The 21,955-nt window shown below is 62.4% G+C and carries 17 protein-coding genes; 6 read left to right on the forward strand and 11 right to left on the reverse strand.

Features of this window, described 5'->3' with window-relative positions; translation table 11 throughout:
* Positions 1-3,096, forward strand: coding sequence for an efflux RND transporter permease subunit (locus BLU85_RS13050; protein ID WP_092203598.1), 3,096 nt, complete (start codon positions 1-3; stop codon positions 3,094-3,096).
* 206 nt (positions 3,097-3,302) lie between these two features.
* On the opposite strand, the gene BLU85_RS13055 is transcribed toward BLU85_RS13050, so the two are convergent.
* From BLU85_RS13055 to BLU85_RS13070, 4 genes are all read right to left on the reverse strand, one after another.
* Positions 3,303-4,151, reverse strand: a complete 849-nt coding sequence (locus BLU85_RS13055) for an ureidoglycolate lyase (RefSeq protein WP_092203596.1) — start codon at positions 4,149-4,151, stop codon at positions 3,303-3,305.
* Between the two features lie 30 nt (positions 4,152-4,181).
* Positions 4,182-4,922 (reverse strand): SDR family oxidoreductase, encoded by a 741-nt coding sequence (locus BLU85_RS13060; RefSeq protein ID WP_092203594.1) that lies wholly within the window; start codon positions 4,920-4,922, stop codon positions 4,182-4,184.
* Positions 4,919-6,298: an MFS transporter gene (locus BLU85_RS13065; RefSeq protein ID WP_092203592.1), complete on the reverse strand. Its 1,380-nt coding sequence runs from the start codon at positions 6,296-6,298 to the stop codon at positions 4,919-4,921. The genes BLU85_RS13060 and BLU85_RS13065 overlap by 4 nt, the downstream gene beginning before the upstream one ends.
* A 306-nt stretch (positions 6,299-6,604) precedes the next feature.
* Positions 6,605-7,543 (reverse strand): LysR family transcriptional regulator, encoded by a 939-nt coding sequence (locus BLU85_RS13070; protein WP_092203590.1) that lies wholly within the window; start codon positions 7,541-7,543, stop codon positions 6,605-6,607.
* Between the two features lie 115 nt (positions 7,544-7,658).
* Here BLU85_RS13070 and BLU85_RS13075 point away from each other — a divergent pair, with 115 nt between their 5' ends.
* From BLU85_RS13075 to BLU85_RS13085, 3 genes are all read left to right on the forward strand, one after another.
* Positions 7,659-8,840: a fumarylacetoacetate hydrolase family protein gene (locus BLU85_RS13075; protein WP_092203588.1), complete on the forward strand. Its 1,182-nt coding sequence runs from the start codon at positions 7,659-7,661 to the stop codon at positions 8,838-8,840.
* A gap of 47 nt (positions 8,841-8,887) precedes the next feature.
* On the forward strand, positions 8,888-10,672 hold the full coding sequence (locus BLU85_RS13080; protein ID WP_092203586.1) for an IlvD/Edd family dehydratase: 1,785 nt from the start codon (positions 8,888-8,890) through the stop codon (positions 10,670-10,672).
* A gap of 137 nt (positions 10,673-10,809) precedes the next feature.
* The gene (locus BLU85_RS13085) at positions 10,810-11,028 is read left to right on the forward strand and encodes a tautomerase family protein (RefSeq protein WP_003200762.1); all 219 of its coding nucleotides are present in this window, start codon (positions 10,810-10,812) and stop codon (positions 11,026-11,028) included.
* Between the two features lie 171 nt (positions 11,029-11,199).
* Here BLU85_RS13085 and BLU85_RS13090 read toward each other — a convergent pair whose 3' ends face one another.
* The 5 genes from BLU85_RS13090 to BLU85_RS13110 form a co-directional block, all read right to left on the reverse strand.
* Complete coding sequence (locus BLU85_RS13090) at positions 11,200-12,456, reverse strand: MFS transporter (RefSeq protein WP_092203656.1); 1,257 nt, start codon at positions 12,454-12,456, stop codon at positions 11,200-11,202.
* 366 nt (positions 12,457-12,822) lie between these two features.
* Entirely contained in the window at positions 12,823-14,076 is a 1,254-nt protein-coding gene (locus tag BLU85_RS13095) for an OprD family porin (protein WP_092203584.1), read from the reverse strand.
* Positions 14,077-14,169: 93 nt separating this feature from the next.
* Positions 14,170-15,474 carry a CitMHS family transporter gene (locus BLU85_RS13100; RefSeq protein WP_060742757.1) on the reverse strand — a complete coding sequence of 435 codons (1,305 nt, stop codon included), beginning with the start codon at positions 15,472-15,474 and terminating at the stop codon, positions 14,170-14,172.
* A gap of 142 nt (positions 15,475-15,616) precedes the next feature.
* Positions 15,617-16,942 (reverse strand): C4-dicarboxylate transporter DctA, encoded by a 1,326-nt coding sequence (dctA, locus tag BLU85_RS13105; RefSeq protein ID WP_092203582.1) that lies wholly within the window; start codon positions 16,940-16,942, stop codon positions 15,617-15,619.
* Positions 16,943-16,984: 42 nt separating this feature from the next.
* A complete protein-coding gene (locus BLU85_RS13110) occupies positions 16,985-18,067 on the reverse strand; it encodes a 4-oxalomesaconate tautomerase (RefSeq protein ID WP_092203580.1) in 1,083 nt (360 codons plus the stop codon).
* 168 nt (positions 18,068-18,235) lie between these two features.
* On the opposite strand from BLU85_RS13110, the gene BLU85_RS13115 reads away from it, so the two are divergent.
* Positions 18,236-19,126 (forward strand): LysR family transcriptional regulator, encoded by an 891-nt coding sequence (locus BLU85_RS13115; protein WP_003200706.1) that lies wholly within the window; start codon positions 18,236-18,238, stop codon positions 19,124-19,126.
* Here BLU85_RS13115 and BLU85_RS13120 read toward each other — a convergent pair.
* Positions 19,051-20,307 carry an MFS transporter gene (locus BLU85_RS13120; RefSeq protein WP_371914238.1) on the reverse strand — a complete coding sequence of 419 codons (1,257 nt, stop codon included), beginning with the start codon at positions 20,305-20,307 and terminating at the stop codon, positions 19,051-19,053. The genes BLU85_RS13115 and BLU85_RS13120 overlap by 76 nt on opposite strands.
* A 274-nt stretch (positions 20,308-20,581) precedes the next feature.
* Here BLU85_RS13120 and BLU85_RS13125 point away from each other — a divergent pair, with 274 nt between their 5' ends.
* Complete coding sequence (locus tag BLU85_RS13125) at positions 20,582-21,040, forward strand: winged helix-turn-helix transcriptional regulator (protein ID WP_072405025.1); 459 nt, start codon at positions 20,582-20,584, stop codon at positions 21,038-21,040.
* Between the two features lie 6 nt (positions 21,041-21,046).
* Here the strand turns inward: BLU85_RS13125 and BLU85_RS13130 are convergent, their stop codons facing one another.
* Positions 21,047-21,922 carry a LysR family transcriptional regulator gene (locus BLU85_RS13130; RefSeq protein WP_092203578.1) on the reverse strand — a complete coding sequence of 292 codons (876 nt, stop codon included), beginning with the start codon at positions 21,920-21,922 and terminating at the stop codon, positions 21,047-21,049.
* Positions 21,923-21,955 lie beyond the last annotated feature (33 nt).

Here is a 21,955-nt window from a genome sequence, read left to right on the forward strand (position 1 = left end):
ATGCCGCAATTTTTCATCGACCGTCCGGTATTCGCCTGGGTCGTCGCTTTGTTCATCCTGTTGTCCGGTGTCCTGGCCATCCCACAACTGCCGGTGGCGCAATACCCGGTGGTGGCCCCGCCACAGATCGAGATCTACACCGTCTACCCGGGCGCCTCGGCGCAAACCGTGGACGAAAGCGTGGTCAGCCTGATCGAGGAAGAACTCAACGGCGCCGACAACCTGTTGTATTTCGAATCCCAGAGCAGCCTGGGCAGCGCCACCATCACCGCGACCTTCCAACCCGGTACCAACCCGGAACTGGCCCAGGTCGACGTGCAGAACCGTCTCAAGGCGGTGGAGTCGCGCCTGCCGCAAGCGGTCACGCAGCAGGGCTTGCAAGTGGACAAAGTCTCCGCCGGCTTCCTGCTGCTGATCACCCTCACCTCCAGCGACGGCAAGCTCGACGACGTGGCCCTCAGCGATTACCTGGCGCGCAACGTGATGAACGAGATCAAGCGCCTGGACGGTGTCGGCAAGGCCCAGCTGTACGGGGCCGAGCGAGCCATGCGGATCTGGATCGACCCGCAGAAACTCGTCGGCTTCAACCTGACCCCGGCCGATGTCAATGCCGCCATCGTGGCGCAGAACGCCCAGGTGTCGGCAGGTAGCCTGGGGGAATTGCCGAGCCGTAGCACCCAGGAAATCACCGCGACCATCGTCGTCAAAGGCCAGCTCAACACGCCACAAGAGTTCGCCGACATTGTGCTCAAGGCCAATCCCGATGGCTCGACGGTGCGCATCGCCGACGTGGCACGGGTGGAGATCGGCAGCCAGGAATACCAGTTTTCCACGCGCCTGAACGGCAAGCCGTCCACCGCAGTGGCGGTGCAACTGTCGCCGGGCGCCAATGCCTTGAACACCGCGACCCTGGTGCGCAACAAGATGGACGAGCTGTCGCGCTATTTCCCGGCCGGCGTGGAGTACAAGATCCCCTACGACACCTCGCCGTTCGTCAAGGTCTCGATCACCAAGGTGATCTATACCCTCGGCGAGGCGATGTTGCTGGTGTTCGCGGTGATGTTCCTGTTCCTGCAGAACATCCGCTACACCTTGATCCCGACCCTGGTGGTGCCGGTGGCATTGATGGGCACCTTCGCGACGATGCTCGCGCTGGGGTTCTCGATCAACGTGCTGACCATGTTCGGCATGGTGCTGGCCATCGGTATCCTGGTGGACGATGCCATCGTCGTGGTGGAGAACGTCGAGCGGATCATGGCCCAGGAAGGCTTGTCGCCCAAGGAGGCCACGCGCAAGGCCATGGGGCAGATCACCGGTGCGATCATCGGCATCACGCTGGTGCTGGTGGCGGTGTTCATTCCGATGGCGTTCATGCAGGGCTCGGTGGGGGTGATCTACCAGCAATTCTCGCTGTCGATGGCGACGTCGATCCTGTTCTCGGCCTTTCTCGCCCTGACCTTGACCCCAGCGCTTTGCGCGACCTTGCTCAAGCCGATCGCCCAAGGCGATCACCACGCCAAAAGCGGTTTCTTCGGCTGGTTCAACCGTGGCTTCGACCGCTTCGGCGACCGCTACCAGGGGTGGGTGGCCTATGCGGTGAAACGCAGCGGCCGTTATCTGCTGATCTACGGCGTGCTGCTGGTGGGCATGGGCCTGTTGTTCAGTCGCCTGCCCTCCTCGTTCCTGCCGGTGGAAGACCAGGGCTATACCATCACCGACATCCAGCTGCCGCCGGGTGCGAGCAAAAACCGGACGGTGCAGGTGGTGGAGCAGATCGAAGCCCACAACGCCGGTGAGCCGGGGGTCGGCGACAGCACGGTCATTCTCGGTTTCAGCTTTTCCGGCAGCGGGCAGAACGCCGCCCTGGCCTTCACCACCCTCAAGGACTGGTCGCAACGCGGCGCCGAGGATTCGGCGGCGTCGATTGCCGACCGCGCCAACCTGGCCCTGGGTCGAATCAAGGATGCCATGGCGTTCTCAGTGCTGCCGCCGCCCGTGGATGGCCTGGGCACCTCCAGCGGTTTCGAGTTCCGTTTGCAGGACCGTGGCGGACTCGGCCATGCCACCTTGATGCAAGCCCGCAGCGAACTGCTCGCCGCCGCCGAAAAAAGCCCGATGCTGATAAATGTGCGCGAAAGCGCCCTGGCGGAAGCGCCGCAGGTGCAACTGGAGGTCGACCGCAAGCAGGCCAATGCCCTGGGCATTTCCTTTGCCGATGTCGGCAGCGTGTTGTCCACGGCGGTGGGTTCGGCCTACATCAACGACTTCCCCAACCAGGGGCGGATGCAGCGGGTGGTGGTCCAGGCCGAGGGCGACCAGCGCAGCCAGGTCGAGGACCTGCTGAAAATCCACGTGCGCAACAACAGCGGGAAAATGGTCCCGTTGTCGGCATTCGTCCAGGCCCGCTGGACCCAGGGGCCGGCGCAGTTGACCCGCTATAACGGTTATCCGGCGGTGAGCATTTCCGGCGAACCGGCACCGGGCTACAGCACCGGCCAAGCCATGGCCGAAATCGAACGGCTGGTGGCCCTGGGGCCGACGGGCCTGGGCCAGGAATGGACCGGGTTGTCCTTGCAGGAACGCTTGTCCGGCAGCCAGGCACCGATCCTGTTGGGCCTGTCGTTGCTCGTGGTGTTCCTGTGCCTGGCGGCGCTGTACGAGAGCTGGTCGATCCCGACCTCGGTGCTGCTGGTGGTGCCACTGGGTGTGCTTGGCGCGGTATTGGCCGTGTCGTTGCGCGGCATGCCCAACGATGTGTTCTTCAAGATCGGGTTGATCACCATCATCGGCCTGTCGGCGAAGAACGCGATCCTGATCATCGAGTTCGCCAAGAGCCTGTACGACGAAGGCCACGACCTGATCGATGCCACGCTCCAGGCCGCACGCCTGCGCCTGCGACCGATCATCATGACCTCGCTGGCGTTCATCCTCGGGGTGGTACCGCTGGCGATTGCCACCGGTGCCAGCTCGGCGAGCCAGCAGGCCATCGGCACCGGGGTGATCGGCGGGATGATCACCGCCACGCTGGCGGTGGTGTTCGTGCCGGTGTTTTTCGTGGTGGTGATGAAGCGTGTCAAGCGTGTTGATCCGAAGTGAGGCCAGGCCGGACCACCGCTATCGCGAGCAAGCTCGCTCCCACAGGGGTATTGGTAAGGCATCAATATGTGTAGCGCCTCGGAACAGTGTGGGAGCGAGCTTGCTCGCGATGGCGTCAGGTCAGTTGAATGGATGCCGGCAGACACACCGCTATCGCGAGCAAGCTCGCTCCCACAGGGCCCTGAGGGGGCAGCGAGCCCAGCCCATCAGTCCGCCTGCACCGTGACCTGACGCTGTTCGCCCAAGCCCTCGATCCCCAGGCGGATGGTCTGGCCCGGCCGCAGAAACACCGGGTCGGGCTTGATGCCCAGGCCGACGCCGGGCGGCGTGCCGGTGGAGATCACATCCCCCGGTTGCAGGCTCATGCAGCGACTGAGGTAGGCAATCAGTTGCGGCACGCTGAAGATCAGCGTTCGGGTATTGCCGTTCTGATAGCGGTGTCCGTCAACCTCCAGCCACAGATCCAGCGTATGCGGGTCGGCGATTTCATCCCGGGTCACCAGCCAGGGGCCAAGTGGACCGAAGGTGTCGAAGCCCTTGCCCTTGTCCCAGGTGCCGCCGCGCTCCAGTTGCCACTCGCGCTCGGACACATCGTTGATGACGCAGTAGCCAGCGACATGCTCCATGGCATTGGCTTCGTCGATGTAGCGCCCGCCTTTACCGATGACCACGCCCAACTCGACTTCCCAATCGGTCTTGAGCGAGCCGCGCGGGATCTGAATGTCGTCGTTCGGCCCGCAGATGGCACTGGTCCATTTGTTGAAGATGATCGGCTCTTTCGGCACCGCCATGTTCGACTCGGCCGCATGATCGGCGTAGTTCAGGCCGATGCAGATGAATTTGCCGACCTGGCCGACGCAGGCACCGATGCGCGGCTGGCCGGCAACGAGCGGCAGGCTGCGCGGGTCGAGGGCGGCGAGCGCTGCCAGGCTGTCCGCGCCCAGGACCTGACCGGCGATGTCCGGCACATGGCCGGAGAGATCGCGTAGCTGATTGTCGCTATCCAACAGCCCGGGTTTTTCCGAGCCTTTTTCGCCGTAGCGCAATAGTTTCATGTCGTGCTCCTGCTTAAGTGAAGACCGGGTTCAGAGGCTCATGCCACCGTCGATGACGTGAATGGCACCCGTGGTGTAGGCCGATGCATCGCTGCCCAGGTACACCGCCAACTGGGCGATCTCTTCGGTGCTGCCGATGCGTCCCATGGGCTGACGGTCGAGGAATTGCCGATAGACCTGCGCCTCATCGACGCCCTGTTGCACGGCCTGGGCGGCGATGCGCTGGCGCAGCGAAGGCGAGTCCACGGTGCCCGGGCATATCGCGTTGCAGCGGATGCCCTGGTTGACGAAGTCGATGGCGACAGCCTTGGTCAGGCCCACCACCGCCGCCTTGCTGGTGGCATAGGCGAAGCGATTGGGCACGCCCTTGACGCTGGAGGCCACCGACGACATGTTGATGATCGAGCCGCCGCCACGGGCCAGCATGCCCGGCAGGAAAGCGTAGATCATCCGATACATGGCCGTGACATTGAGGTCCATCGAACGCGCCCAGGCCGCTTCATCGCATTGCAGTATGTTGCCGCTGTGCACGTAGCCTGCGCAGTTGAACAGCACATCCAGCCCGCCGATGCGCTCGCAGGCGGCACCAATGGCAGCGGTCGAAGTGACATCCAGGGGCATGGCGGTGACCTCTTCGAGGCCCGCCAATGCATGGATATCGATGTCCGTGGCGATCACCTCGGCACCGGCCCGGGCGAAGGCAATGGCGCTGGCCAAGCCAATGCCCTGCCCCGCTGCCGTCACCAGCACGCGCTTGTTCTGCAGGTTCATGCGGTCTCCAGTTGCGCTGCCGTGGCGGCGTGCTTGGGGGTCCTGCCGAGCATCGAAGCGGGGATGGCCAGGATCAGCCCGCCGCTGACCAAAAGACACAAGGCCAGCACATAAGTGCCGTTGTTGATGTTGCCCGTGAGGGTTTCGGCCACAGCAGTGATCATCGAGCCGGTGAAGCCCGACAGGTTGCCGATGGCGTTGATCATGCCGATGCCGGCTGCCGCGGCGACCCCCGACAGCACGGTGCCTGGCAGGGTCCAGAAAATCGGCATCAGGCTGAGGATCCCCGAAGCGGAGACGCTGAGAAAGAGCACGGACAACACCAGGTTGTCAGCGAAGAAGGCGCTGAGGATCAGGCCGACGCCGCCAATGAACGCCGGGATCGCCGCATGCAAGCGCCGCTCACCGGTGCGGTTGGAGTGCCGGGCGTTGAGCAGCATCGCCACCACCGCCACCGAATACGGGATGGCGGTGAGCAAACCGATGTGCAAGCTGTTGGTGATGCCGGTGCTCTTGATGATCGAAGGCATCCAGAACGCCAGGCCGTAGAAACCGGTATTGAAGGTCAGCAGGATCAATACCAGCAACCACACCCGCGGGTTGAAGAACACTTCGCTCAAGCGCGTGGCCTTGCCCTGGTTGTCGGTTTGCAGATTGGCCTTGAGCAGGGCTTTTTCCGCGACCGTCAGCCATTTGGCCTTGTCGATGTTGTCGGCCAGGCAGACGATCACGACGAACGCCATGATGATCGACGGGATGCCTTCGATGAGCAGCATCCATTGCCAGCCAGACAGGCCATGCACCCCTTGCATGCTGTTCATCAGCCAGCCGGAAAGTATGCCGCCCAGGGTCAGGCTGACGGGCAGCGCCAGCAGGAACCCGGACATCACCCGGCTCTGCCGGTGGGTCGGAAACCAGTAGTTGAGGTAGAGGATCACCCCAGGGAAAAAACCCGCTTCGCAGATGCCCAACAGAAAGCGCAGCACATAGAACATCGTGCTCGATTCGATGTGGAAGAAAGCCGCCAGCGGCACGGTGTAGGCCACGGCCATGGAGATCACCGCCCAACTGAGCATGATCCGGGCGATCCAGAACCGTGCGCCAAAGCGATGCAGCAACAGGTTGCTGGGCACTTCGAAGAGGAAATAGCCCCAGAAAAACATACTGGCGCCCAAGGCATACACCGTGTTGCTGAATTGCAGCTCGTTGAGCATGTCGAGCTTGGCGAACCCGATGTTCACCCGATCGAGGTACGCCGCCATGTAGCACAACAGCAACACGGGCAGGATCCGCCAGATCACCTTGCGGTAGGTCCGGTCTTCGAAATCCGGTTCGCAGGCTGCCTGGGCGGGCAACGGCTCGGAGATGGTTTGCATGAGGTAACCCCTGATTGTTTTTATTGGGTCACGTCGAATGAGCGACTCATCCGGCGGTTGAACGAGGACTCTACTGTCGGGGATCGATTCTTTCCCAATGGCATTTTTGGATTAGTCGATAACGTATTGTTATCGAGGCTTGGTTTGGCAAGCGGGACTGCTGTGTACTCGCCATAGGGTTCAGTGCAGGCTGATGCGCCGCCATCGCGAGCAAGCTCGCTCCCATAGGGGCGGGAGTGTCGCGGATCGTTCAGTCAACACCAAACAACTGTGGGAGCGAGCTTGCTCGCGATGGCGGCAGCACATTCAACCGCTCAGACGGGCGTTGTCCTTGAGAATCTCGGCGAACTCCAGCGCCGCGCCTACCAGCGGTTCGTCCTTTCGCGTGAGGATGCCGTAGTCCTGCGGCACCAGGTGCAGTGGGGTGTCGAGGGTCTTGAGCTGGCCGCTTTCGAGCAGCGGATCGACCATGGCATTGGGCAACATGCCGATCATGGGCCCGCGCTGCAGCACCTGGAGAAAGGTCTGCATGGAAATGGTGTCGATGGTATTGCGTGGCATCCCCACCCCGGCCTCGGCGAAGGCCAGTTCCATGCGTGCACGGATCGGCGTGCCGACCGGGTAGAGAATCCATGGCAGGTCCACCAGTTGCTGCAGGGATGTCGGCCCGGCGTTCGCCAAGGGATGGCGGTCATTGACCACGATGCAGAACGGTTCCGGGGCCAGGGGTTGGAAGTCGTAGCGCTGTTGCTGGCTTTGCTCGGTAAACCGGGCCACCGCCAGGTCGAGTTTTTTCTCTTCAAGCATTTTCATCAAATGGTTGCTGGTCTGCTCTACCACCTCGATGGACAGCAAGGGCCAGCGCTGCTTGATCTGCAGGATCGCCTCGGGCAAGGCCACCGCCGTCGCGGCAAAGATACCGCCGACCTTGAGGTAGCCATGGCCGCCTTCGCGCAGGCTGCTGATTTGCTCGACGAACGAACGTGCATCGTTCAAGGCGATCTGCGCGTAACGCAGCACAGGTTCGCCCAACGCGGTGGGCGGCATACTCCGGGGGCGGCGCTCGAACAGGGCGAAGCCGAGCAGGCTTTCGATTTCCTTGAGCATCTTGCTCACGGCGGGCTGGCTGAGGTTCATCTGCTCGGCCGCCAGATGCATGTTGCAGGTGCGCCCCAAAGTATCGATCAACAGCAGATGGCGGAATTTGAGCCAGCCGCAGAAGCTGGAAAAAGACAGATCGGACATGGGCAATCCTCGGCGATGCAATAACCGGACGTTATCGGATACTGAATATATCTCATTGGAGTTCATCAACCGCGCGCCCTAGCTTGAAAGCTTTACGAACCCAGGAAAACTGCCCATGTCGCTGATGCTTACTCCCGAGAACACCCTGCCAGTGGATGGCGTCGCCGGCACCCTGATCGGTCGTGCCTGGGTGCCTGGCCGTGTCGCCGGGCCTTCACCCGTCGTGCTGCGCAGTGATGGGGTGTTCGACCTGTCGGATCGTTTCGCGACCTTGAGCGATGTGCTGGAAACGTCCTCGCCGTTGGCGGCGGTCAGGCAAACGCCCGGCACTTTCATCGCCAGCGTCGAAGCGCTGCTGGCCAACACCGGCCTTCATGCCGACCCGGCCAAGCCGTTTCTGTTGCCGCCGCTGGACTTGCAAGTGATCAAGGCCGCCGGCGTGACCTTCGCCGCCAGCATGATCGAGCGGGTGATCGAGGAACAGGCAGGCGGCGACGCGGCAAGGGCCGAGGCGGTACGCGCCACCGTGCACAACGTGATCGGCGATAACCTGCGGGCGATCGTGCCGGGCTCCGAACAAGCCATGCGCCTGAAAGCCTTGCTCATCGAACAGGGCATGTGGTCGCAGTACCTGGAAGTCGGCATCGGCCCGGATGCGGAGATTTTCACCAAGGCACCGGTCCTGGCCGCCGTGGGCAGCGGCAGCCAAATCGGTGTTCATCCGGTATCGCAATGGAACAACCCGGAACCGGAAGTGGTGCTGGCGGTAAACAGCCGTGGCCAGATCCACGGCGCCACCCTGGGCAACGACGTCAACCTGCGCGACATCGAAGGTCGCAGCGCGCTGTTGCTGAGCAAGGCCAAGGACAATAACGCGTCCTGCGCCATCGGGCCGTTCATTCGCCTGTTCGACGAACACTTCAGCCTGGATGACGTACGCGCCTGCGTGGTCGACCTCCAGGTACAAGGCGAAGATGGTTACCGCCTGCACGGTTCGAGCTCCATGAGCCAGATCAGCCGTGACCCGCAGGACCTGGCAAGCCAGACACTCAACGCCAACCACCAATATCCGGATGGTTTTGTGCTGTTTCTCGGTACCCTGTTCGCCCCCACCGAAGACCGCGACCATCCCGGCAGCGGTTTCACCCACAAGCGCGGGGACCGGGTCAGCATCAGCAGCCCCTTGCTCGGCAGCCTGCATAATCAGGTGACCCACAGCTGCGACGCCGCCCCCTGGACCTTTGGCGTCAGCGCCTTGTTGCGCAACCTCGCCGCCCGCGGACTGCTGGGCCGCTGACGCTACGACCGTGACCGATTCATCCAATTACAAGAGAGACATGAATCATGAGTGACACGCCTGAACGCCGCCTGCGCAGCGAGCAATGGTTCAATGACCCGACTCACGCGGACATGACCGCCCTGTATGTCGAGCGCTACATGAACTACGGCATGACCCGCGAAGAGCTGCAATCGGGACGCCCGATCATCGGCATCGCCCAGACCGGCAGCGACCTGACCCCCTGCAACCGTCATCACCTGGAACTGGCCCAGCGGGTCAAGGCCGGCATCCGCGACGCCGGTGGCATCCCCATGGAATTCCCGGTGCACCCGATCGCCGAACAGTCACGGCGCCCCACCGCTGCCCTGGACCGCAACCTGGCCTACCTGGGGCTGGTGGAAATCCTCCACGGCTACCCGTTGGACGGCGTGGTGCTCACCACCGGTTGCGACAAGACCACGCCCGCTTGCCTGATGGCGGCGGCGACCACCGACTTGCCCGCCATTGTCTTGTCCGGCGGGCCGATGCTCGACGGCCATCACAAGGGCGAGCTGATCGGCTCGGGCACCGTGCTCTGGCATGCGCGCAACCTGATGGCCGCCGGCGAGATCGATTACGAAGGCTTCATGGAAATGACCACCGCGGCATCGCCTTCGGTGGGTCACTGCAACACCATGGGCACCGCCTTGTCGATGAACGCCCTGGCCGAAGCCCTGGGCATGTCGCTGCCCGGTTGCGCGAGTATTCCGGCGCCCTATCGCGAGCGCGGGCAAATGGCCTATGCCACCGGCAAACGCATCTGCGAGTTGGTGCTGCAAGACATTCGTCCGTCACAGATCATGACCCGCCAGGCCTTCGAGAACGCCATCGCCGTCGCCTCGGCCCTGGGTGCGTCGAGTAACTGCCCGCCGCACCTGATCGCCATCGCCCGGCACATGGGCGTCGAACTGAGCCTGGATGACTGGCAGCGGATTGGCGAGGACGTGCCGCTGCTGGTCAATTGCATGCCCGCCGGCAAGTACCTGGGTGAAGGTTTCCATCGGGCCGGCGGTGTGCCCTCGGTCATGCATGAGCTGCAAAAAGCCGGACGCCTGCACGAAGACTGCGCCACGGTCAGCGGCAGGACCATCGGCGAAATCGTCAGCGGCAGCCTGACCAGCAACGCCGACGTGATCTATCCCTTCGACACGCCTCTCAAGCACCGTGCCGGCTTCATCGTGCTCAGCGGCAATTTCTTCGACAGCGCGATCATGAAGATGTCGGTGGTGGGCGAAGCGTTTCGCAAGACCTACCTCTCCGAGCCCGGCGCCGAGAACAGTTTCGAAGCCCGGGCCATCGTGTTCGAAGGACCGGAGGATTACCACGCCCGCATCGATGATCCGGCGCTGGACATCGATGAGCGCTGCATCCTCGTCATTCGCGGTGTCGGCACCGTGGGCTATCCCGGCAGTGCCGAGGTGGTGAACATGGCCCCACCGGCCGCGCTGATCAAAAAAGGCATCGACTCCCTGCCCTGCCTGGGCGACGGGCGCCAGAGCGGCACCTCGGCGAGCCCATCGATCCTCAACATGTCCCCTGAAGCAGCCGTGGGCGGCGGCCTGGCGTTGCTGCAGACCAACGACCGGCTGAAAGTGGACCTGAACACCCGCACCGTGAACCTGCTGATCGACGACGAAGAAATGGCCCGGCGCCGACTCGAATGGACACCGAACATCCCACCGTCGCAAACGCCCTGGCAGGAACTGTACCGGCAACTGGTCGGGCAATTGTCCACCGGGGGCTGCCTGGAGCCTGCCACGCTGCATCTGCGCGTGATCGCCCGCAGTGGCGAGCCGCGTCATTCGCACTGAGTCCAAGCGGCCGATTGTTCACGCCCGTTGAATTCAGATGCCAATCCAGAAGGGTTTATTCCACGGACTTAAAGGAGAAAGATGCGCGCCAGGGGCCGTCGCCCCTGCCGAATCTTTCACACCCACGGAGTCGATCCATGCCATTTGCCAACTACAAATTTCCCGAAGGAATCCTGGACCACGCCCGCAAGGAAGAGATCATCCATCGCACCACGGAAATGTTCGTCGAATATTTCGGCGAAGGGGTGCGTCCATTCACCATGGTCCTGGTCGAAGAGGTGGCAGACGGTGGCTGGGGGCGCGCCGATGAAACGCTGACGCTGGCGAAGATGGGGCTGCCTGCCAAAGGCCAATAATGCCGTCGAACACCCCACGCCCCCCATATCGGTTGTCGAACGTTCTACGTTGAATTGGCAATACCCCGACGAGTTGCTGATATCGCCAGCGTTGTTGAGGATTTCTGGCATCTGGTCGGACATCCGCTTGACGTCCGAGCGACCACCGACGTAGGCAAACACTGTGACGACCTAGGCGACCCCGCCGTCGGGCACCGCAAGGGGGGCGGCCTGGGTCACGCGGCTTGGCCTGAAGGTCTCGGGCATCGCCAACAACAGGCCGAATGCCAGCGCGGCAATCGCCGCTAGGGTCAGGAACGCCGCGCTGTAGCCAGCCCCTTGCACCACGAAGCCGGCCAGGCTGTTACTCAACGCGGCACCGAGCCCGAACACCGTCGACAACACCCCGAGGCTGACGTTGAAGCGCCCGGTGCCCTGGGTCAGGTCCTTGACCACCAGGGGAAACAGCGCGCCAAACAACCCGGCACCGATACCGTCCAGCAGTTGCACCGCCACCAACCAGTAGGGGTCGTCCGAGAGCACGTACAGCACACCGCGGATGGGCAGGATCAGGAAGCCGGCCAGCAGCAACGGCTTGCGGCCCCAGGCATCGGCCTTGACGCCCACCAGCCACGCCATGGGCACCATGACCAGTTGCGCCGCAACGATACAAGCCGACGTCAGCGGCGTGGCCAGGTGCACATTGGCCTGGGCGAGCTTCTGGCTGACCAGCGGGAGCATCGCCGCGTTCGCCAGGTGGAACAGTCCGCAGCAAATGGCGAACAACAACAGCGTACGGTTATCCAGCAGGACCCGCAGCGTCGAGGGTACAGGGCCGTGAACCAACTGCCCCGCCTCCAGGCCCCGTGCCACGTCATGATCGATGGCCTCGGCGGACACGCAACCGACCGCCACGATGCTGGCCAATGCCATGGCGGCCATCAGGTAGAACACCGCGATGGGACCGAACAGCCAGGCGAACCCACCCGCCAGCAGCGCGGCGCAGGCATTGCCCGCGTGATTGAATGTTTCATTGCGCCCCGTACGCCGTGTAAAAGCCTTGGCGCCGGTAATGCCCAGGGAAATCGCCGCGATAGCCGGCGCAAAGACTGACGCTGCCACGGCGCCGATGGCCTGGGTCAATGCCACCAGGCCAAAGGACGACGTGAACGGAAGTATCAGGCAACCCAGCGTCACCACCAAGGCGGCCACGGCCACCACGGCACGCTTGCTGCGTACCCGGTCGATCAGCGCGCCGGCGGGCGCCTGGGCGACGAGCCCGGCCATGGCCGCGACCGTCATCACCACGCCAATGCTGGCCGGATTCCAGTGATGCACCGCCAGCAGGTAGATCGCCAGGTAAGGCCCCAAACCATCGCGCACATCCGCGAGGAAAAAATTCAGGCCATCCAGGGAAAGGTTGTTGCGTCGCTCTCGGTTTCGATCCACAGCGGCCTCGACGGGGGCTTTGCCCAAAGGTGATTGGCGCCAAGGTGTGCGGCCACACAAGACGACACGGTCTGTTCCGTCCGTCACCCACGCGTCGTGACGGGACGCGTCATGATGTCGCAAAGCATCGATCCGAGCCACTGCGATGACGCGGGGCCATTGAGAAAACCGGAGCCAGAGTTTGCTCCCGCTGGGTCGCGCCTGTAGGAGCTGTCGAGCGAAGCGAGGCTGCGATCTTTCCCCTGACACTTGAATCTCAAGCGAAAGATCAAAGGATCGCAGGCTTCGCCAGCTCCTACAGCGCCGAGCGGGAGCAAGCTCCCTCGCCACAGGTCCATCGTTGTTTCTTAGGTGAACTGCATGCCCCTACCAAAGAGCGATGTCGTAGGTAAAGTAGACCCGGTTGCTGTCACGGCCACGGGAAAAGTCCGAGCGATAGACGTAGTTTCGCAACTTCACCCCCATCCCCTTGAACGTACCCTGCTGCACCACATAAGCGATCTCTGCGTCACGTTCCCACTCTTTGACCGTGGTGTTGGACTTACCGTCGTTACCGCTCAGGTAGCGGGTGGAGAACGTCAGGCCGGGCACACCGAGGCGAGCGAAGTCGTAGCCATAACCGAGCATCCAGGTCTTCTCGTCTTCCTCAATGAACTTGCCGATCCCGACGTTGCTGAAGGAGTACACCGTGGCGCCGCTGATGTAAGGCAGGCCCGCCTCGCCGCTGAGGGTCTGGTAACCGGCGCTCAGTGTGTGGCCGACCACGGCGTAGGACAGCGACCCGCTGAGCATGTCGTTGTCGACCTTGCCGCCGTAGGCCGACCCCGAATCGACGCTGTTGAAGTAGCGCAGGTCGCTGGTCAATACCCCGGCGCCCAGGGGCAGATCATGCTGGATGCCCACAAAGTTCTGTCGATAGAAATTCTCCAGCTCGCCGTAGAAGTAACTCAGGCGGATCTGCTTGCCCAGCTTGTAGTCGGCACCGGCATAGCTGAAGTCACCGGACTTATCGCCGCCGTAGCCGTCCGGCACGATGGGCATGCTGTCGCTCGAATCCCGCAGCTTGAAACGCTCCAGGTGCCCGCCGGTGACGGTGAGGTTGTCAATGTCATTGCTGCTGATCTGGGTGCCTTGGTAAGTCTGGGGCAACAGCCGCGCATCGTTGTAGACCAGCACCGGGGTCTTGGGCAGCAAGGTGCCGTATTTGAGCGTGGTCTTGGCCAACCGGGCCTTGGCAGTCATGCCCGCACTGGCGAACTCGTCGGCGGCGCGACCGTCGTCATGCACCGGCAGCAGGCCGGTGCCGCTGCGGCCACGCCCGGAGTCGAGCTTGACCCCGAGCAGGCCCAAGGCATCGACCCCGAAGCCGAGGGTGCCCGGCGTAAAGCCTGACTGGTAATCCAGCAGGAAGCCCTGGGCCCATTCGGTGCGCTCACTCTTGGCGGTCCTTGCCGCCCGGGCGCTCATACCGTGCTCGTCGCGGAAATTTTCGTTGAAGTAGACGTTGCGCAATTGCAGCTTCAGCTTGCTGTCATCGATGAAACCTTCGGCGCTGGCCGTGGCCAGGGGCAACAGGCCAAGGATTGGAAACAAAGCCCCGCGGGTCAGCAAAATGGTCATGTCTGGCTACTCGTTGTTGTTATTGGACACGCACGCCTGCGCACCCCCGCTTGCGGGGGCGTACCAGGCAGGAAAACAAGGTTGTCGGGTGAATCAGGAAAACAGCGTCAGTGCACCGGTCAGCAGGGCCAATGCGGTAATCACCAGGGAGGTGAGCACCGCCCATTTGACGGTGGCTTTCTGGAAGTCGCCCAAGTCGCGGTCGACCATGCCCACCAGCAACAGGGTCGAGGCCACCAGCGGGCTCATCAGGTGCACCGGCTGGCCGAGAATGGAGGCCCGGGCAATTTCCACCGGATCGATCCCGTAGGCAGCCGCGGCATTGGCCAGGATTGGCACGACACCGAAGTAGTAGGCATCGTTGGACAATACGAAGGTCAGCGGCATGCTGGTAATCGCCACCACCAGCGGGAACAGATGGCCCCAGGAAGGCGGAATCCAATCGACCAGGGTCTGTGCCAGGGCATCGACCATTTTCGTTCCGGAGAAGATCCCGGCGAAGATGCCCGCGGCAAACACCAGCAGGACCACGGTCATGGCGTTGCCCGAATGGGCGAGAATGCGTTCCTTCTGAATATCCAGCTGCGGATAGTTGATCATCAGCGCCAGGACGAAACCGATCAGGAACAGAATCGCCGAGTGCATGAGCCCCATCACCAGCGCGACCATCACCGCGACCACCAGCAGCAGGTTGACGTAGGCCAGTTTCGGGCGCTTGTGTGGCGTGTCCTCGATGATCGCGTTGATGTAGCAGTCACCGCCACCGCTTTGCAGCTGGACGTTGCCGATACGCTTGCGCTCGGCACGGCCCAGCAGGAAGGCCGTGAACACCACCCACATCGCACCGCCGATCATGGTCGGCAGCAACGGTACGAAATACTCACCGGCATCCAGGCCCAGCGCTGCGATCGCACGAGTCGCCGGGCCGCCCCAAGGGGTCATGCCGCTCATGATGCTCAAGGAGAGCATGGAAATAGTCGCCAGGATCATCGGGTTCATGCCGATGCGCTTGTACAGCGGCAGCATCGCGGCACAGGTGATCATGTAGGTCGTCGTACCGTCACCGTCCAGCGCCACCAACAGCGACAGCAGCGCGGTGCCCACGGCGATCTTCATCGGGTCGCCATTGACCCGTTTGAGGATCTTGCGGATCAGCGGGTCGAACAGACCGGCGTCGATCATCAGGCCGAAAAACAGGATCGCGAACAACAGCAGTGCCGCCGAGGGCGCAACCATTTTCAGGCCGTCCAGCATCATCTTGCCGGTGGTCCCGCCAAAGCCGCCGAGCACGGCGAAGACGATGGGCACTACCGTCAGGGCGACGATCGGGGACAAGCGTTTGGTCATTATCAGGAAGGTGAAGACCACCACCATGGCCAAGCCAAGTAAAGCGAGCATATGTCAGATCTCTTGTTGTTATGAGTAGCTTGGCAGACACCCAGGCGCACGCCCTCCCACCCGCCAGGCAACACGCTCAAGTGTGCCTGGCGCAGAGGTATCGAGTGAGCTTGCGCGGTGCTGTCGAGTCAGCCGTGAGCGGCTAGATGTGTTTGACGACCTTTGTGCCGTCCCAGCTCGAGTCCGTTGCCGGGGTCTGTGTCAGGACGGGTTTGCCGTCCAGGGTCTGCAACAGCACTTCGCGGTCACAGGCATTCTCCGAGAGGGAGATCACCACGGTGGCGACGGCATTGCTCGCCAGGCTGGTCAACGCCCGCGCTTCGGACATGAATCGGTCGATCCCGATCAATAGGGCCAGGCCCGCCAGGGGAATGTCGTGGATGACCGTCAAGGTCGAGGCCAGGGCGACAAACCCGCTGCCGGTCACACCCGCGGCCCCCTTTGACGACAGCAGCATGATCGCCAGCATGGTGATGACCTGGGTCAGCGTCAGGTCGATGTTGCAGGCCTGGGCAATGAAGATCGCCGCCAGCGACAGATAGATCGCCGTGCCGTCGAGGTTGAACGAGTAGCCGGTCGGCAGCACCAGCCCCACGACCCCTTTCTTGCACCCCAGGGCCTGGAGTTTCTCCAACATCCGCGGCATTACCGGCTCGGTCGAGGACGTGCCGAGCACCACCAGGAACTCTTCACGCAGGTAACGCAACAGCTTCCACAGGCTGAAACCGTGGGCGCGGCAAAGGCTGCCCAACACCACGAAGACGAAGAAAGCGCAGGCGATGTACAAGGTCATGATCAACTTGGCCAGCGAGCCCAGCGACGTGATGCCGTACTGCCCTACCGTGAAGGCCAAGGCCCCGAAAGCGCCAATCGGAGCGAAACGCATCAGGTAGGAGAAAATCTTGAACACCATGTGCGAAGCCGATTCCAGGACCTCCAGCACAGGCTTGCCGCGCTCGCCCAGGGACGACAGGGCAAAACCGCAGAGCACCGCGATAAACAGCACTGGCAGCACCTCGCCTTTATTGAAGGCGCCGATGAAGGTGTCGGGAATGATGTGCATGAAGAAGTCCACCACGCTCAGTTTCGCGGCGGACTCGGTGTACTGCGACAACCCCTGGGTGCTCAACTGCGTCGGGTCGATGTTCATGCCCGCGCCGGGCTTGAACAGGTAGACCGACACCAGGCCGATGATCAGGCTAATCACCGTCAGCGCCAGGAACAACAGCAGGGTCTTGCTCAACAAGCGCCCCAGCGAGCGCTTGTCGCTCATACCGGCGATGCCCGTGACAATGGTGCAGAACACCACCGGCGCGATCATCATCTTGATCAGCTTGATGAAGGCATCGCCCAGCGGCTTCAAGGCAATTGCCTGTTGCGACCAGAAGTGCCCGACGACCACGCCCAGCAGCACGGCGCAGATGATCTGGAAGTAGAGCGATTTAACAACTTTCATGGCATCACCCATTTTTAGAATTGTTCTGATGCAAAAGACCCTGGCGGCCCAGGGCTATCCGGCCAGACGTTGGGACGCCGTGGCGTAGACGTAACCCGAGAAAAGCCGGCGCGCGGTACGTACTACCGAAGCCTGAATGGTCTCACCCTTTTCACCCGTGTAGGACAGTACGACATCAATACCGCCGCTTGGGTGTTCGATCCGAACCTGTTGCAAGCGCGGTTTACTGACGTTGCCGAGCAACTGTGCAACGACGCTGCCTTCGGTTACGCACGCCGTGGCCAGGCCGATGGAGCCGGTGATCGCCAGGGCGCGGTGACAGTTGTGCGGCATGAAGTAGCGCACCTGGATCGTCCCACCAGACTTGGCCGGAGACACCAGCACCGGCTTGGGAATGACCTTGTCGCTGACATCACCCAGGCCCATCGCCAGGCCGGCTTTCAGCCGCAAGGACTCCAGCCGCTGCAGGAAGGCTTTATCGGCGTCCAGTTCGGCAGGGCTTTCGTCACCGCGTTTGCCGAGCTGGCTGGCCTCGACGATCATCATCGGCATCGCCATGTCGATGCAGGTCACCGGGATACCGTCGATCAGGTCCTGGGTCTGCCCGGTCGGGAAGAGTTTCCCCGTCTTGCTGCCCGCCGCATCGAGAAACGTCAGTTGTACCGGAGCGGCGGTGCCAGGCACGCCGTCGATGGCGGTGTCGCCTTCATAGCTGACCTTGCCTTGCGGGGTTTGCACTTCGGCATTCACGAAAGTCCCGGTGTTGAGGTTGCGAATGCGCACCCGGGTCAGATTGCCAGAAGGCTTGACCAGCCCCTGCTCGATGGCAAAGGGGCCGACGGCACAGAGCATGTTGCCGCAGTTGGGGGCGGTATCGACACGACGCTGGGAAACCATGACCTGGACGAACAAATAATCGACATCCGCGTCTGGGTGCAGCGATGGGCTGACGATCGCCACTTTGCTGGTTTGTGGGCTGCCACCACCGATGCCGTCGATTTCCAGCTCGTGGCCGGAGCCCATCAGGTTGAGCAGCAGCTCGTCACGTTCGGCGATGGCGACCGGCAGATCCCAGGCGAGAAACACCGGGCCTTTGGATGTACCGCCGCGCATTAGCACACAAGGAATTCGCTGCATGTTCACTAACTCTTGTTGATCAATCTGAATAATTGATGCTCTGGACACAAGAGTGGCAAAATTTGAAAAGTGTTTCCAATGCAAAGATCAGAGAGATTATTGCGTTTAACAAATGAATTAATTTACGATGATTTGCACCGCGCATCCCCCTCTCCGGTGAGGTAGAACATGGAATATGAGCTCCAGGACATACGATCTTTCGTGAAAATCGCCGAACTGGGCAGTTTCCACGAAGCTGCCGATGCGCTGCATCTGTCACAACCGGCCCTGAGCCGACGGATGAAAAAACTCGAGGAAGGCCTGGGAACCGCTTTGCTTGATCGCACGACCCGCAAGGTCAGCCTGACGAGTGTCGGCCGTGACTTCCTGCCCAAGGCGCGGCGCCTGCTGGATGATTTCGACGACTCGATTCTCAACATCCGCGAGCTGGCGGAGCGGCAGATCGGCCGGGTGACCTTGGCGTGCATCCCCACGGCGGCGTTCTATTTCCTGCCTTCGGTGATCCGCCTCTACAACGAGCGCTACCCGAAAATCCGCATCCGCCTGCTCGACCTCAGCGCCAACGAAGGGCTTGAAGCCGTGCTGCGCGGCGAAGCCGACTTCGGCATCAATATGATGAGCGGCCAGCACCCGGACATCGAATTCGTGCCCCTGGTCAACGAACCCTTTGTGCTGGCCTGCCGACGCGACCATGAACTGGCTGAACGCAGTGCGGTCACCTGGTCGGAACTCAGCGACTACCGGCTGATCGGGGTCGGGCGCCTGAGCGGCAACCGCATGCTGCTGGACCACGCGCTGTCGGGCCTGAGCTGGCGCCCACAGTGGTTCTACGAAGTGCAGCACTTGTCTACGTCGCTGGGACTGGTCGAGGCCGGCCTGGGCGTGTCGGCGATGCCCAGCCTGGCCATGCCGGCCGGGGATCATCCAACCCTGGTCAGCGTGCCGCTGATCGAGCCGGTGGTAAACCGCTCCCTGGGCCTGGTTTACCGCCGGGGCGCATCGCTCTCCCCGGCCGCGGAGAAATTCGTCTCGATCCTGCTTGAGCAGTGGCCGCAATGAAGCGAGCGTCTCCAGGCCACCAACGCGGCGAGGCTGATCGAGGCGCCCAGCAGGCTGACTGCCATCCAGCCCCACAGCGCATAGACCTGGGTCGCGGCGGCCGCTCCCAGCGCGCTACCCACCGAGTAGAAACACATGTACGCACCGACCATTCGACTCTGGGCGTCGGGCCTCGCGGCGAAAATCAGGCTCTGGTTGGTGACGTGCACGGCTTGTACGGCGAAGTCGAGTAGCACCACGCCGCAGACCAGTGCGATCAGGGAGCTCTCGGTAAATGCGATGGGCAGCCAGGAGAACGTCAGGAGCCCCAGCGACAAACCAGTCACCCGTTGTCCAAAACCTTGATCGGCCCAACGACCGGCGCTTCTGGCCGCCAGCGCACCGACGACACCCGCCAGGCCAAACAGGCCGATGGCCGTGTGTGAAAGTGACAGCGGCGCGGCGCTCAACGGCAGCACCATCGCAGTCCACAGCACCGAAAAAGCGGCAAAGATCAGCAAGGCCAGCAGGCCTCGGGTCCGTAGCATCGGCTCGGTCACGAACAGCACAAACAGCGAGCGGATAAGCGCCAGGTAAGGCTGCCGGTGACGGGGCGACGCAGCGGCGGGCACCACGGCCCAGAACACCGCTGCGGTGGCCAGCATCAAGCCCGAGGACACGAAATAAACCCCGCGCCAGCCCGCCAGGTCGGCGATCGCCCCGGAGGTAAACCGCGCCAGGAGAATCCCCAGGACAACGCCACTGGTGACGTTGCCCACGGCCTGTCCCCGTTGGGAGGGCGAGGACAGCACGGCGGCATAGGCCACCAGCACCTGGACAACCACCGCCAGCAACCCCATCACGACCATGGCGCCCAGCAAGGCCAACCAATGCTGGGCTGCGCCGACGGCCGCCAGCGCGATGGCAGACAACACCAATTGCGCGAAAACCAGCCGTTTACGATCGACCCTGTCCCCCAGCGGGACGATGAACAGCAACCCCAGCGCGTACCCCACCTGGGTAGCCGTCACCACCCCCCCAATCAATCCGGAAGCGACGCCCAGGCTCTCGGCCATCGAGGCGAGCAAGGGCTGGGCAAAGTAGACATTGGCGACGGCCAGGGCGCAGGTCACGGAAAACAATAACGTGAGCGACGGCGGAAGCCCCGATGATCTCGTGTAGGAGCTGCCGAAGGCTGCGATCTTTTGATCTTTCGCTTGAGACTCAAGCGTCGTGGGAAAGATCGCAGCCTCGCTTCGCTCGTCAGCTCCTACAGGCCGGCGAGAGCAAGCTCCCTCGCCACCCTGATTTCCCGAAGGCTGCTGGGTGAAACAGTCGGCCTCTGCTGTCATGCACGTCTCCTTGGCGCTAAACTGGTTTCAATTAAAAACCTGTGTGGATTGTTGCTTTATCAGGTTTCAATTTGCAACCACAAATTCCGGCCAACTTGGCAATGCTTTCCAGAGGGTCAATAAAATGGAAACCGCTTCATCGCAAAACAACGAATGCCCGGTCGCCAGGACACTGGATGTGATGGGTGATCGCTGGTCGCTGATGATCATCCGCGACGCATTCGACGACATCCGTCGATTCAGCGAATTTCAAAAGAGCCTGGGCGTGGCCAAGAACATTCTGGCTTCGCGACTCAAAGCCTTGGTCGAGGCCGGCGTATTCGACATTCGACCCGCCTCGGATGGGAGCGCCTACAAGGAGTACGTCCTGACAGAGAAAGGCCGGGAGATCTTTCCGGTGGTGGTCAGCCTGCGGCAGTGGGGCGAACGTTTCCTGTTCGAGCCGGGGGAAACCCGTTCCGTGCTGTTGGACAACGCGTCCGGGCAAGCGCTCATGCCGATGGAGGTGCGCTCGGCAAGCGGTCAAAAACTCGGGCCGACCGATTGCCACAGGGTGAGGCTCATGACCGACGACCTGACGTGAGCGTTTTTATCCCTGCAAAACCAGGGACATGTCCGGGTACCTGGCACACATGAAATCGACAAAGGCCCGCACCTTTGGCGCAGCAAGTCGCCGGGACGTGTGCAAGACCCAGAGTTCGGCTTCTTTCCCCGATACCGTGCCCCACTGGACCAATTCGCCACTGGCCAACTGGCTCCATGCCATCGACTGCGGGATAAGGGCCGCCCCACCACCGGCGATGGCCGCATCGCGGATCATCAGGAACGAAGAGAACCGCAGCCTGGGGATCGGTTCCAGGACCAAGTGGCCGCCGTCCAGTGTCCACTGGGTGGGCTCGAAACCGGACGCCACAATGCCGGGAACCGAGCGGATGGCGCCGGGTGCAGGCATCGGCAGTTCAGGGGCGGCCACCACCACCAGCCGGTCCTTGGCGAAACAGCGACCGACCAAATCGCTGTCCGGGCCGGGGTTGATCCGGATGGCGACATCGAATTGCTCCTCGACGAGATCGACCACGCGGTCCTCCGCAATGACCTCGATCGTGACGTCAGGGTAAGCCGCGCAAAACGCTGCGCCGATGCGTCCCATCGCAAGCTGCGAGAACAGGACCGGAGCCGCGACACGCAAGCGTCCGCGCGGCGTCGATACACCCTCCTTCGCCGCCGCCATGGCTTCGGCCACCTCGGCCAACGGCCCTTCGGCCCTGGCCATCAGCAGCGCACCGGCCTCGGTGAGCTTCAGGCCGCGGGCGCTGCGCTCGATCAGCCTGACCCCCAATTGCTCCTCGAGGTCGGCAATGCGGCGCGACAAGGTCGCCTTGGATATTCCGCTGGCACGGCTTGCCTTGCCCAACCCCTCGTTCGTGGCCACGAGGGTGAAATCGATCAGTGCGTTCAGGTTCATGGTGTTCCACTTTTGCAACGGAGTGTCTACATC

Origin of the sequence: Pseudomonas sp. NFACC14, from assembly GCF_900106885.1 — a bacterium.
GTDB classification, from domain to species: Bacteria; Pseudomonadota; Gammaproteobacteria; order Pseudomonadales; family Pseudomonadaceae; genus Aquipseudomonas; species Aquipseudomonas fluorescens_AA.